Source organism: Polymorphobacter sp. PAMC 29334 (genome assembly GCF_019431245.1).
Taxonomy (GTDB): domain Bacteria; phylum Pseudomonadota; class Alphaproteobacteria; order Sphingomonadales; family Sphingomonadaceae; genus Polymorphobacter_B; species Polymorphobacter_B megasporae.
Window position 1 is genome coordinate 2625598 of the sequence record NZ_CP080243.1, and the last position, 13214, is coordinate 2638811.

Consider the following 13214-nt stretch of genomic DNA (forward strand, 5'->3'; position numbering starts at 1 on the left):
GCCCTTATCCGCCGCAACGGTTATGCAAGGCGATGCTGATTCACCCGTTGATTACCGATACTGTTACGCTTTCCGCTTTGTGTGACCGCCTGAAGACCGCTGATTTCGTCACGGTCGACACCGAATTCATGCGCGAGAACACGTTTTTCCCCGATCTATGCCTGCTCCAGATCGCTGGCGGCGGCGAGGCGGCGGCGATCGACCCCAAGGCCCCCGGCATCGACCTTGCGCCGCTGCTCAAGCTGCTCGTCGAGGACGACGTCCTCAAGGTGTTCCACGCCGCGGGGCAAGACCTCGAGATCATCTACAACCTGACCGGCAAGACCCCCTCCCCGTTGTTCGACACGCAGGTCGCGGCGATGGCGCTCGGCCAGGGCGAGCAGGTCAGCTATACGAACCTCGTCCAGTCGTATCTCGGCGTCGCGGTCGATAAGGGCGCGCGCTTCACCGATTGGGCACGGCGTCCGCTCAACGACCGCCAGATCGACTATGCGATCGGCGACGTCACCTATCTCGCGCAGCTGTTCCCCAAGATGGTCGACAAGTTGCGCTCGACCGGACGCGGTGCGTGGCTCGACGACGAGATGGCGCGGGTCTGCGATCCCGCGACCTACGCCAACGACCCAGAGACCGCGTGGCTCCGCCTCCGCGTGCCGAGCCGCAAGCCCGAGGTGCTCGGCCGTCTCAAGGCGCTCGCGGCGTGGCGCGAGCGCGAGGCGAAGTCGAAGGATGTCCCGCGCGGGCGAATCGTCAAGGATGAGACGCTGGGCGACCTTGCCGCGACCGCGCCGAAGTCGCAGGCCGACCTCGCCAAGGTGCGCGGCCTGTCGGCAGCATGGGCATCGAACGACATCGGGCGACGGCTGATGCGGGCGCTGGAAGAGGCCGAGCCGATGGCCGCCGCCGACATGCCGACCCGCGAAGTCGCCCGACCGGGACTGTCGACCGAGGGCGCGCTGATCGCCGACCTGCTCAAGCTGCTGCTCAAGATCCGCGCCAAGGAGGCCAACGTCGCGCCGAAGCTGATCGCGCGCGGCGACGAGCTTGACGCGATCGCCGGGGGGGTCCGCGATGGGTTGGTCGTCCTCGGCGGCTGGCGCTACGACGTCTTCGGCAAGGACGCACTCGCGCTGATCGACGGGCGGCTCGGGTTCACGGTCAAGGCCGGTCGGCTGACGATGACGTCGACCGCGGCGTAAAGCGCCGGCGTCACGCCTCGAGCTTCTCTACCGCAACGGGAAAGCGGAATAGCGCCGAAAACGGGGGCGGGTTGCGCTTGTGCCCGCTCAGCGGGATGTCGGTCGTGCGACGCAGTTCGCCGGCGCGCTGATCGATCATCTGGCAGACGCGGCAATCGGGGCCGGTGTACGATCGCGATGATACCGTGACCCCTGTGCGGACGGGGGCGGCCGGCGCGATGGTGCGCATGATGCGGACGGCGCTGCCGGTCTTCGTCCGACGACTGAGGCGATACGATTCCATGAGCGCGGCGATCAGGGCGAGAGCCCCGAGTGCCCCGGCCACGATGATCGCCGCACGCCCGGCATAGCGCTTGGCCGTGACCATCATCTGCTCCCGCGGCTTGGCCTCGGGGATTTTGCAGAATTCGAACGATGTCATCGCCGGTCGCAACGCCGGCAGCGGGATCGACGACGCGATCGCCGGGCTGGCGAGCACGATCGGCCTGCGCGTCATCGGCGACGCCGACTGGCCAGGGAAAACCGCCGGGCTGTCCGCGACGGCGTGCCTGCCCGCAATCAATCGTTCGTGATCGACGAGGCTTTCGATCGAATTGCGGTCTTTGGCGGAATCGACCACATACGGAGCCGCCGATAACTGGGAAGCCGCAAATAACGAATAAAAAGCTACAAATAAATAACGCACATCAATCTTTCTAAAACAACCAATGGTCGAGTCGAAAGCCATATCGTTTCTGGTCGGTGCGTCAGTATCTGCGTGTTTTATTGCGGCAGCGCAATAATCTTAGTGGTTGATGGAAGTAAAAATGCGGCATTGTCGATGCCGAATCGCGCGGCGCCGCGCGTAACGTCAGTTGAAGCGGTGCGCCGCCTCATACCCCAGCGCCGTCGCCAGCAGCTTGAGCCGCCGCGCCACCGCCTCGCCGTAAAGCGGCGCATCGCGTTCGGCCACCGTCAGCGTTAGCACCCCGTCGACGACTTCGAGGCGGCTCGATTGCAGCGCGACCGCCGTTCCCCCGGTCAATCGCTGGCCAAGGCGGAGCGCGAGGCCCCAGCAGCGTGCGGTGGCGAGGCTCGGCGCATCGGCGAGCCGCGCGAGCAACTCCGCCGCCGGCCCCGACGGCGAACCGCCGAAACACGCAACCAATGATGCGGCGAGCAGCGCCCGTTCACGCGCATCGACCGCCACCCAGTTACCGTGGAGTGCGACGTCGAGCCCGCGTTCGGGACGGAAGTCGGGATGCGCGCGCCACGCGACGTCGCTCAACAGGCACGTCGCGAGGCGCAGCCGACGCATGTCGGGGGCTTCCTTGGTCCCGAACAGCCCGTCCATCCACGCCATCAGCATGTCGCCGTGCTCCGGAAAGCGCCCCTGGCGTGCGCCCTCGTCGCGCGCGGCGGCGATCAGCGGGTCTTCGGCGCGGAGCGCGGGCGGCATGCGTTCATACAGCAGCCCCTCGCGCAGGCCGTATGCGCTCGCGACGATCGTGCTGCTGCCGAGCCGCTTGACCACCGCGCCGAGCAGCAGCGCCGCGCCGGGCAGCGACGGCAGCCGCGAGGTCGAGATCGCGGTGACGTCCTTCAACGTCTTTGGATCGATCCGCGCGAGCGAGCGGACCAGCCGGTCGGGCGAGCCCGGGTCCATCGAATATTCGTGAATTACCGGCAGCGGGTAATCGTGGAGGTAGATGTGGAGCTGGACGAGCGCGCGCCACGATCCGCCGACCATGTAGAACGGCTTGCCCGCGCCCTTCGCCGCCCAGTCGACCTGGTCGAGCGCGGCAGCGATGAACGGGCGCAGCGCCCGGCTGCCGCGCTTCCGCACCGCATCGAGCCGCAGCGCGCCGATCGGCAGCGAGATGCGTTCGTGCGCCTCGCCGCCCTCGACGCGGATCAGTTCGAGGCTGCCCCCGCCGAGATCGCCGACAATGCCGTCGGCGGCAGGGATGCCCGCGATCACGCCGAGCGCCGCGCCGCGCGCCTCGGCCTCGCCGCTGATGACCTCGATCGTCAGGCCGCAGCGCTCGGCGACGACATCGATGAAGCGCTGTGAGTTGCGCGCCTCACGGACCGCAGCCGTGGCGACGGTGCGCAGGTCGGAGACTCCCATGTCGCGCGCGAGATGCGCGAAGCGGGACAGCGCGGTCACCGCGACGCGAATCGAGCTTTCGCTCAGCCGGCCTTCGCTGGCGATCCCGCGCCCGAGCCCGGCCATGACCTTCTCGTTGAAGATCACCGCGGGCGTCCGGTTGCGCCCCTGATACACGACGAGCCGGACCGAGTTCGAGCCGATGTCGATGATACCGCTAAGGTCGTTATCGGGCGCCACGATTGGTGTCTTGGTTCGCGACCACGGCAGGATCAAGCTCATTCGCGCGCGGCTCCGGCGTCGGGCAGCGCGTCCATCTCGTCGATATCGCTGTCGAGCATCAGCCGTGGGACCACATCGTGCCCGCGCAGCGCGGTGCCGCGGCCCGACAGCGACGGATTGGTCATGAAGTAGCGATGGAGATTGAACGCCTCGTGCGCCCCCCGGACGATGCGTGTCGACAGGCCGTCGGGCCCAAGCGTCCACGACTGCTCGGTATCCTTGAGGTTCGCGAGCATGACCTGATCGAGGATCTGGGCATGAACCGTCGGGTTCTCGATCGGCACCAGCACTTCGACCCGGCGGTCGAGGTTGCGCGGCATCCAGTCGGCCGAGCTGATGAACAATTTGGCTTCGGGCGACGGCATCGGCTGGCCATTGCCGAAGGCGAGGATGCGGCTGTGTTCGAGGAAGCGCCCGATGACCGACCGCACGCTGATGTTTTCCGACATGCCGGGCACGCCGGGTCGGAGGCAGCAGATGCCGCGGATAATCAGGTCGATCTCGACCCCGGCATTACTTGCTTCGTATAATTTCTCGATGATCGGGGTGTCGACGAGGCTGTTGAGCTTGAGCCAGATCGCCGCCGGACGCCCGGCGCGGGCGTTTTCGATCTCACCGTCGATCAACCCGTATAGCTTGGCGCGCATCGTCAGCGGCGACATGCCGAGCTTCGCCAGCCGGGTCGGCTGGACATAGCCGGTGATGTAGTTGAGCACCTGCGCCGCATCGCGCGCGAGGACCGGATCGGCGGTGAAGAACGACAGGTCGGTGTAGATCCGCGCGGTTACCGGGTGATAATTGCCGGTGCCGAAATGGACGTAGGTGCGCAGCTCCTCGCCCTCGCGACGGACGACCATCGACAGCTTGGCGTGGGTCTTCCACTCGACGAAACCGTAGACGACCTGGACCCCGGCGCGTTCGAGCGCCGCCGCCCACATCAAATTCTGCTCCTCGTCGAAGCGCGCCTTCAACTCGACGACGGCGGTGACTGACTTGCCCGCCTCGGCGGCGTCGATCAGCGCGCGGACGATTGGCGAGTTCTTACCGGCGCGATACAGCGTCTGCTTGATCGCGATGACGTCGGGGTCGAGCGCCGCCTGCTTGAGGAATGCGAGGACGACCTCGAAGCTCTCGTATGGGTGATGGACGACAAGGTCCTTGTCGCGGATCGCGGCGAAGCAGTCGCCGCCATGCTCGCGGATCCGCTCGGGGAAGCGCGGCGTGTACGGCTCGAACTTGAGGTCGGGGCGATCCTCGTCGACGAGCACGCCGAGGTCGGCTATACCGAGGATGCCGGTGACGACGGTGACGTCGCGCTCGCCGACATGGAGCGCGTCGCGGACGAGCGCGTGGAGCCCCGGCGGGGTCGCAGCCTCGATCTTCAGCCGGATGACCTCGCCGCGCCGCCGCCGCTTGATCGCACTCTGGTAGTAGCGAACGAGGTCCTCAGCCTCCTCCTCGATCTCGATGTCCGAGTCGCGGATGACGCGGAACGCACCGTCGCCGAGCAGCTCATAGCCCGGAAACAACTGGTCGAAGAACAGCCGGATCGTATCCTCGAGGCTGATGTAGCGCGCGATCTTGCCGGGCAGCCGGGTGAAGCGCGGCAGCATCGACGGCAGCATCAGCAACGCCCGCAGAATTTCCTCGTCCGAATTGCGCCGGAGTTCGAGAATCAGGCTGAACCCCTTGTTCGGGATGAACGGGAACGGGTGCGCCGGGTCGATCGCCTGCGGGGTCAGGACCGGGAAAACCTGCTCGAGGAAATGCCGTTCGAGCCATGCGGTATCGTCGCGGCTGAGGTCGCCCGCCTTGAGGACGTGAAAGTCGACCCCCGCGAGCCGCCGCCGCAGGTCTCCCCACGCGCGCTGCTGGTCGTCCATCAGCCGGTCGGCGGTCCGTGCGATCGCGGCGAGCTGTTCGGCCGGAGTCGCCCCCTCGGGCGAGCGCGTCTCAATCCCGGCATTGACCTGCCCGCGCAGACCCGCGACGCGGACCATGTAGAATTCGTCGAGGTTATTGCCCGAGATCGACAGGAAGCGCAGCCGCTCGAGCAGCGGATGGTTCGGGTTTGTCGCCTCGTCGAGGACCCGCTCGTTGAACGACAGCCACGACAGCTCGCGGTTGAAGTAGCGCTCGGTGTCGGCAACGCCGTCGACGACGGGCGATGGCTTGCGGGCGGCGGTCACGGTGAGTGCGGTATCCATCCGGCTATTTAACCCACAGAGGATGACAGGTCGATGATAGCGGCGTCATCAACCGTACCGTCGTCGATCCAGTCGCGCTGGCGTCCGAGCACATCACGCGCGAGAACGTCGCGGGCGAGCGGCACGGTGATGTCGCGTCGGCTTGCCAGCGCGACCGATTCGATCGCGGCGACGGTCGCGGCGGCGGCGGCGAAGCTGCGCTCGATCCGCAGGACGATGAAGCCGATGACGTCGGGCGTGACGCGGACGCCGCGATCGGCGAACTGCTTGGCGATGACCGCGGCGAGCAATGCGTCATCGGGCTCGGCGATGACCAACGTCGGCGTCGCCGCCAGTCGCGAGGCAAGATCGGGCAGCTTGACCCAGTATCGTGGCAACGCCCGCGCGGTCATCAGCAAAGGCGCGGCGGCGCTCGCGGCGTTCCACGCGTGAAACAGCGCGACGTCGTCCCCGCGCTGGTCGGCATCGTCGATCAGCGTCGCATGGTGCCGCTCGGCGAAGATGCGCCCAAGATGCGTCTTGCCCGACCCGGGCGGCCCAACGAGCAACGATCGTGGCGCGGGTGCCCCCGCGAGCCACGCGACCGCATCGGCGTTGGCGGCGGCAATGACGAAATCGGCGTGTCCTTGCGCGGGCGGGTAGGCAAGCGGCAGCGGGAGCTGCGGCACTAGTTCGGGGCGAGCGGATCGCGCCGTGGCTTCGGCGGCGACGCGGCAGGCTTAGCGGGCAGATCGGGCTTAGCCACGGCGGGTTTCGCAGGCGCGATTGCCTTAGTTGCATCGGGCTTCGCCACGGGAGCCGCGTCGGGCTCGGCAACGACCTCTGCCGAGTTCAATTCGGCCGCCGACAGCGGTGCGGACACGACGGGGTCGCCGGGCACCTTCCGCCGCAGCAGAACCCCTGCCCCGTCAGGCGCAAGCCGGAAGCCGCGCTGGTCGAGCTGGTAGGCGAGCATCTCGGGCGTGTCGCTATGGCGAATGACGATCCGCGACGTCCCGCCGAGCGACAGGCTGATAAGCCCGACCCCGGTCACCGTCGGCGTCCCACGCACCGCGGTCTCGATCGCCGCCCAAGCTTTCGCGTCGGGAGTAATAACGTTCGCCTCGGTCCCGCCGACGCTCGCTTCGGCTGCCGGCGCACCGATGAACGGCGCGGTGCCGATCAGCGGTTCAAGCTCGACGGTCAGCCCCTTCTCGGTCCGCAGCAGGCCCGCCTGAAGCGCGCGAACATAGATTGCATCAACCTGCCGTACCGCGTCGTCGAGCATCGCGTCGACCCCGGCGGTATTCGCCGCACGCAGGCTTGCCCGCCCGAGTTCTGCCGAATCGGGGCCGTGGCGCGCGATGACCGTCGCGGCGACGGGACCGCCCGGATAGCTGCGTGTCAGCCAGAGCTCGGCGGTCAGGACGTCAGCGGCCTTGAAACGGCTTAGGATGTTCCGCCACAGCGTCCGATCGCCGCGACGGCTCTGATAGGCGGTGAGGACGACGTTATCGCCCGCGCTTGCCGCCGGGATGACATAGTCGAGCGCGCTCGCGGCGTCGCGAAAGCGCAGCCACGCCGCGACCCACGCGGTCTTTGTCTGGTACAGCATCCGCGTCCCGCCCTCGATCGTCACCGGCAGCAGCAGCATCGGCGGCGGGGCGCTGGCAAAGGCACCGCCGAGATAGCCGCTCGCGCGGTCACGGTCGAAGACGATCGCCAGCCGCCCGATGTAACGCGTCAGCGAGAAATGCTCGACCTCGATCTCGACACCGGCGACCATGCCCTCGATCGCGCCATCGGCGAGCTTGGGTGCCGCAGCGGGTTCGCCGCCGGTCAGCCGCGCCCACAGCAGCGGCCACGCGCGGCGCTCGGCTTCGCGATAGGCATTGGCGCGCGCGTCGGTCGAGTTGCCCGCGACGACGTCGACCGAAACGCCGCCGATCTTGTACGCACCCGGACCGGTCGGGACGGCGAGCGCCGGAACCGCGAACGCCAACATCAGCCAGAAAAGGGCGTACCGGACCATCGCCAGCGTCTTTGGCCGAAGGAGGGTCGAAATCCAAGCCGCAAGTCGTTACGGAATGTCCGATGGATGACAAGACGCCCCTGACGTACGCCGATGCCGGCGTTTCGATCGCCGCCGGCAACGCGCTGGTCAAGATGATCGCGCCGCTGGCCCGTGCCACCGCGCGGCGCGGGGCCGACGCCGAACTCGGCGGTTTCGGCGGCTTCTTCGACCTCAAGGCGGCGGGGTTCGTCGACCCGTTGCTCGTTGCGGCGAACGACGGCGTCGGCACCAAGCTCAAGCTCGCGATCGAGACCGGGCAGCACGACACGGTCGGGATCGATCTCGTCGCGATGTGCGTCAACGACCTCATCGTCCAGGGGGCCGAGCCCTTGTTCTTCCTCGACTATTTCGCCAGCGCGAAGCTCGACACCGGAGTCGCCGCGCGTGTCGTCGCCGGCATCGCCGAGGGCTGCAAGATTGCTGGCTGTGCGCTGATCGGCGGCGAGACCGCCGAAATGCCGGGGATGTACGCTTCCGGCGACTACGACCTTGCAGGGTTCTCGGTCGGCGCGGTCGAGCGCGGGGAGCAGTTGACGGGCGACAAGGTTCGGGCCGGCGACGTCCTGCTCGGGCTGGCATCATCGGGCGCGCATTCGAACGGCTTTTCGCTGATCCGCAAACTCGTCGAGCGCAGCGGCGCGCGGCTTGACCGCCCGGCACCGTTCGATATCGAGGTTCTGCTCGGCGAAGCTTTGCTCGAGCCGACAAGGATTTACGTCCGTTCGCTGCTTCCAGTCCTCAAGTCAGGCGCGATCCATGCGCTCGCGCACATCACCGGCGGCGGGCTGCTCGAGAACGTTCCGCGCATCCTCCCCGACGGATGCCACGCCCGGATCGACGCGGGCGCGTGGCCGCAGTCGCCATTGTTCGCATGGCTTCAGGCGCAGGGCCGGATCGAGCCCGGCGAGCTCGCTCGGACGTTCAATTGCGGGATCGGGATGGTCCTTTGCGTCGCTCCCGACCGGGTCGACAAGGTGACATCGGCGCTTAACGCAAACGGTGAAGTCGTTCATGTCATTGGTGCCGTCGAGCCCGGCGAAAAGGGCTGCACGGTCTTCGGCGCCGACGAGATCTGGAATGCCCAAGGCGCATGGGAAGCGACGCACCTTGGCTGAACGCGCACGCCTCGCGGTCCTGATCTCGGGGCGCGGGTCGAACATGGCGGCATTACTGTACGCATCGCGACTGGCCGACTGCCCGTTCGAGGTCGTGCTCGTTGCGTCGAACGTGCCCGATGCCGCCGGGCTGGCCCTCGCCGCCGCAGAGGGCGTCGAGACGTTCTCCCACGACCATCGCGGGATGAAGCGCGCCGACTTCGACACGCTGATCGACGCCGAACTGACCCGCGCCGGGGCGACGCATGTCGCGCTCGCGGGGTACATGCGGTTGCTCTCAGACGGTTTTGTCGAGCGCTGGGCGGGGCGGATGGTGAATATCCACCCTTCCCTGCTCCCCGCGCACAAGGGACTCGACGTCCATGAGGGCGTGCTCGCGGCGGGCGAAAGCGTGACGGGCTGCACTGTTCACCTCGTGACGAGCGACCTCGATGGCGGCCCGATCTTGGGTCAGGTTCAGGTCGCAGTGCTGCCGGGGGACACGGCGGTGACGCTCGCAGCGCGGGTCCTGACTGCCGAGCACCAGCTTTATCCGCGCGTTATCGCTGATCTTGTCGGAAAGGACTTAACTTCTCCAATCCTCGACCGGCTTCGCGTCGTCGCACTCGCGCTCCCCGCCGCCGCAGAGAAGCAGTCGCACGGTATGGCCGGGTTCTTCGTCACCGGCGGCAAGTTCTTCGCGTATTTCACGCGCGACCACCACAATGACGGGGTGACCGCCGTGCTGGTCAAGACCAGCGGAACCGAGGAGCAGGCGAGCCTGATCGAGCGCGACCCCGACCTGTACTACCGCCCCGCCTATTTCGGCCCGTCAGGCTGGATCGGCATCCGCCTCGATCGCGAGATCGACTGGGGACATATCGAGGACTGGCTGGCGCGAAGCTGGCGGGCAAGCGCGCCGAAGCGCCTCGCGATGCTGCCGTTCTGACGATGCGCCGGTTCTGGGCCTTGCTCGCGCTCCTGCTCGCTGGATTTAGCAAAGCGCCGGATGCGCCCGCATGGTCCGAACCCACTCCGCCGTTCCGCATCGTCGGAAATATCTACTATGTCGGGACGAAGGGGCTCGCGGCGTATCTGATCGCGTCGCCGCGGGGCCTGATCCTGCTCGACGCCACGCTCGAGGGGAACGTCCGGCAGATCGAGGCAAGCATCGTGTCGCTTGGCTTCCGGCTGCGCGACATCCGTATCCTGCTCAACAGCCACGCGCATTTCGACCACGCCGCCGGGCTTGCCCGCCTCAAGCGCGATACCGGTGCCACGATGCTGGCCAGCGCGGGCGACCGCGGCGCCCTCGAAAGCGGCACGCCGCCGAGCGTGGTGGACTACGGCGTCGTCGCGTTCCCGCCGGTGAAGATCGACCGGGTCCTGGTCGACGGCGAGCCCGTCCGCCTCGGCGATATCGCAATGACGCCGGTCATCACCCCGGGCCATACGCCGGGGTGCACGACGTGGACGATGACGGCCGTCGAGCGCGAGCGACGCTTGCGCGTCGTCTTCCCGTGCAGCCTGACCGTCGCGGGCAACGCGCTAATCGGCAACACCGGCTATCCGGGAATCGTCGCGGACTTCCGGCGGTCGTTCGTCAGCCTCGCTGCCCTGAAAGCGGATGTCGTCCTGCCCGCGCATCCAGACATCGCCGGCGTGCTTGCGCGGAAAGCTCGGCGCGACGCCGGTGACCTCGACGCCTTTATCGCACCGGAAAGCCTTGGACACATCGTCGCCGACGCAGCCAAGGCTTTCGATGTCGAACTGGCTCGGCAGACCGCTGCGGCCCGGCGAAGCGGGATCAGCCGGTGATTTCGGTCTGCGCGAAGAAATAGGCGATTTCGATCGCGGCATTTTCGGCGCTGTCCGAACCGTGGACGGTGTTCGCCTCGATGCTCTCGGCGTGAACCTTGCGGATCGTGCCCTCAGCAGCGTTCGCCGGGCTGGTCGCGCCCATGATGTCGCGATAGCCGAGGACGGCGTTATCGCCTTCGAGAACCTGGACGACGACCGGGCCGGAAATCATGAAGGCGACGAGTTCGCCGAAAAAGCCGCGCTCGCGGTGGACGGCGTAAAAGCCCTCGGCCTGCGCCTGGGTCAGCTGGAGGCGCTTCTGCGCGACGATCCGCAGGCCGGCGGCCTCGATCATCGCGTTGACCGCGCCGGTCAGGTTGCGGCGCGTGGCGTCGGGCTTGACGATCGAAAACGTGCGTTCGGTGGCCATTGGGTCTCCGGGAGAGTTAATTATTTCGGGGAAAGCGCCGCCGCCTTATCGGCGCGAAGCCGAAATGGCAAGTTAGGCGGCTTTTTCCCAGCCGCCGCGCTCGGTTTCGCGCCAGTACACCGGGGTGACTCCATCGAGCTCGCGGATCGCCTTCCAGTGGCGCCGTGCAAGCCCGAGCGCGGCGTCGTCGGCACCGTCGAACAGGTACAAAGCGCGGCGGTAGGCGGTGAGTTCGCCGGGCATGACCCCGTCGATCACGACAAGCAGGTCGGCATCGTTCGCCGCGCCCTCCCCAGCGTCGCCGCCCGTCAGGAGGATCGGCTGCGCGGCGGCGTACGGACCATCGACCGCGTGCGGCAGGAACGATGCTGGATCGTACGTCCATAGCGCGGCGTCGAGCCGCGCAAGTAAGGCCGGGTCGGCGGCACGGATCACCGCCCGATACCCCGCCGCGACCGCCTTTTCGAGCAGGCGCGGCAGGACGGCATCGAGCGGTTTCGCCGCAAGCTGGTAGAAATTGACGTCGGTCATTTCGAGCGGCGGTTCACCCCTCGAAATTATCCGCGACGAACTTCTCGAGCAGGCGGACGCCGTAGCCCGTCGCGCCCTTGGCACACAGCGGGCCGTCCTTTGCCGTCCACGCCATGCCGGCAATATCGAGGTGCGCCCATTTGACCCCCGGCTTGATGAAGCGTGCGATGAACTGCGCGGCGGTGATCGAGCCGCCTTCGCGCGGGCCGACGTTCTTCATGTCGGCGATCGGCGAATCGATCAGCTTGTCGTACTCGGCGCCGAGCGGCATCCGCCACAGCCGGTCACCAGTCGCCGCACCCGCTGCGATCAGCTGCGCCGCAAGCGCGTCGTCGTTGGCAAAAATCCCGGCCTGCTCGTGGCCGAGGCTGACGACCATCGCGCCGGTCAGCGTCGCGAGATCGACGACGACCTCGGGCTTGAACTGTTCCTGCGCCCACCAGATCACGTCGCACAGCACCAGCCGTCCCTCGGCATCGGTATTGATCACCTCGATCGTCTGGCCCGACATGCTGGTGACGACGTCGCCCGGCCGCTGCGCCTTGCCGTCGGGCATGTTCTCGACAAGCCCGCAGACGCCGATGACGTTGACCTTGGCGTTACGCGCTGCGAGCGCGTGCAGCGCGCCGGTGACCGCGCCCGCTCCGCCCATGTCCCACTTCATGTCTTCCATGCCCGCGGCCGGTTTGATCGAGATGCCGCCGGTGTCGAAGGTCACGCCCTTGCCGACGAGGACCACCGGCACCGCATCGCCACCGCCGTTCCAGCGCATGACGAGGATCTTTGCCTCGCGGTCCGAACCGAGGCTGACGCCGAGCAGTGCGCCCATGCCGAGCCGGGTCATCTCGGCCTCGCCGAGGACCTCGATCGCCAATCCCGGGGGAGCGACCGCAGCGGCGCGCTCGACGAAACTTTCGGGGTAGATGATGTTCGCCGGCTCGGACACGAGGTCGCGGGTCAGCGCGACTCCGGCGGCAATCGCGGCGAGGTTGGCGTGTGCGCTGTCGTCGGCGCCGACGATCGTGATCGCCTCGAGCGTCGCCTTCTGCGAGGCTTTCATCGTCGTGTGATACTTGTCGAAGCGGTAAGCACGAAGCGTCGCGCCGTGGGCGAGCCGCGCGGCGGCTTCGGCGAGCGGCAGGCCGACGCCCTCGAGCCCGGTCAGGTCGACGGTGACGCTCTTCTCGCCGCTGGTGATGAGCTTGGCGGCAATCGCCCCGCCGATTTTCTCGAACGCCGCGGCGTCGGCAGCATCGGCCTTGCCGAGCCCGACGACGATGACGCGCGTCGCGGTCGAATTGGCTGGAGCGAAAATCTCGACGACGCTGGCGGCATCGCCGTCGAAGCGAGCTGCAGACACGGCACGCGCGATCTGGCCGCCGGTGACACCGTCGAGCGCGAGCGCCGCACCCGACAGCGGAGCGTCCTTGGCAGCGACGACGGCGAGCGCGCCCATCATGTCGGCAGAAACAGTCGCGGCGTAATTGATGAGCATGGTTATCCTCAAGTCAGGCGGCGGGTCGGGCCCG

At 67.4% G+C, this 13214-nt stretch carries 12 protein-coding genes; 4 read left to right on the forward strand and 8 right to left on the reverse strand.

The genetic code is table 11. From position 1 onward, the window contains the following. Positions 1–32 precede the first annotated feature (32 nt). Entirely contained in the window at positions 33–1199 is a 1167-nt protein-coding gene (rnd, locus tag KZX46_RS16155) for a ribonuclease D (RefSeq protein WP_219774832.1), read from the forward strand. Between the two features lie 10 nt (positions 1200–1209). Here the strand turns inward: rnd and KZX46_RS16160 are convergent, their stop codons facing one another. From KZX46_RS16160 to KZX46_RS16180, 5 genes are all read right to left on the reverse strand, one after another. Further along, the gene (locus KZX46_RS16160) at positions 1210–1818 is read right to left on the reverse strand and encodes a hypothetical protein (protein WP_219774833.1); all 609 of its coding nucleotides are present in this window, start codon (positions 1816–1818) and stop codon (positions 1210–1212) included. A gap of 231 nt (positions 1819–2049) precedes the next feature. Further along, positions 2050–3528 carry a Ppx/GppA family phosphatase gene (locus KZX46_RS16165; protein WP_369426554.1) on the reverse strand — a complete coding sequence of 493 codons (1479 nt, stop codon included), beginning with the start codon at positions 3526–3528 and terminating at the stop codon, positions 2050–2052. 38 nt (positions 3529–3566) lie between these two features. After that, the gene (locus KZX46_RS16170; RefSeq protein ID WP_219774834.1) at positions 3567–5777 is read right to left on the reverse strand and encodes an RNA degradosome polyphosphate kinase; all 2211 of its coding nucleotides are present in this window, start codon (positions 5775–5777) and stop codon (positions 3567–3569) included. 8 nt (positions 5778–5785) lie between these two features. Further along, positions 5786–6445, reverse strand: coding sequence for a chromosomal replication initiator DnaA (locus KZX46_RS16175; protein WP_219774835.1), 660 nt, complete (start codon positions 6443–6445; stop codon positions 5786–5788). After that, on the reverse strand, positions 6445–7788 hold the full coding sequence (locus KZX46_RS16180) for a DUF2066 domain-containing protein (protein ID WP_219774836.1): 1344 nt from the start codon (positions 7786–7788) through the stop codon (positions 6445–6447). Before KZX46_RS16180 ends, KZX46_RS16175 begins: the two co-directional genes overlap by 1 nt. Positions 7789–7850: 62 nt before the next feature. On the opposite strand from KZX46_RS16180, the gene purM reads away from it, so the two are divergent. Genes purM through bla form a run of 3 tightly spaced genes read left to right on the forward strand, consistent with a single transcriptional unit; the run spans position 7851 to position 10742 of the window. After that, positions 7851–8945, forward strand: a complete 1095-nt coding sequence (purM, locus tag KZX46_RS16185; RefSeq protein ID WP_219774837.1) for a phosphoribosylformylglycinamidine cyclo-ligase — start codon at positions 7851–7853, stop codon at positions 8943–8945. Between the two features lie 43 nt (positions 8946–8988). Further along, positions 8989–9873 carry a phosphoribosylglycinamide formyltransferase gene (purN, locus tag KZX46_RS16190; protein WP_255615570.1) on the forward strand — a complete coding sequence of 295 codons (885 nt, stop codon included), beginning with the start codon at positions 8989–8991 and terminating at the stop codon, positions 9871–9873. 2 nt (positions 9874–9875) lie between these two features. After that, the gene (gene bla / locus KZX46_RS16195) at positions 9876–10742 is read left to right on the forward strand and encodes a subclass B3 metallo-beta-lactamase (protein WP_219774839.1); all 867 of its coding nucleotides are present in this window, start codon (positions 9876–9878) and stop codon (positions 10740–10742) included. On the opposite strand, the gene ndk is transcribed toward bla, so the two are convergent. From ndk to KZX46_RS16210, 3 genes are all read right to left on the reverse strand, one after another. Then, a complete protein-coding gene (gene ndk / locus KZX46_RS16200; RefSeq protein WP_219774840.1) occupies positions 10732–11154 on the reverse strand; it encodes a nucleoside-diphosphate kinase in 423 nt (140 codons plus the stop codon). The two genes, bla and ndk, sit on opposite strands and share 11 nt — an antisense overlap. A 72-nt stretch (positions 11155–11226) precedes the next feature. Then, a complete protein-coding gene (locus tag KZX46_RS16205; protein WP_219774841.1) occupies positions 11227–11685 on the reverse strand; it encodes a DNA polymerase III subunit chi in 459 nt (152 codons plus the stop codon). Positions 11686–11698: 13 nt separating this feature from the next. Then, positions 11699–13180, reverse strand: coding sequence for a leucyl aminopeptidase (locus tag KZX46_RS16210; protein WP_219774842.1), 1482 nt, complete (start codon positions 13178–13180; stop codon positions 11699–11701). Between the last annotated feature and the right edge of the window lie 34 nt (positions 13181–13214).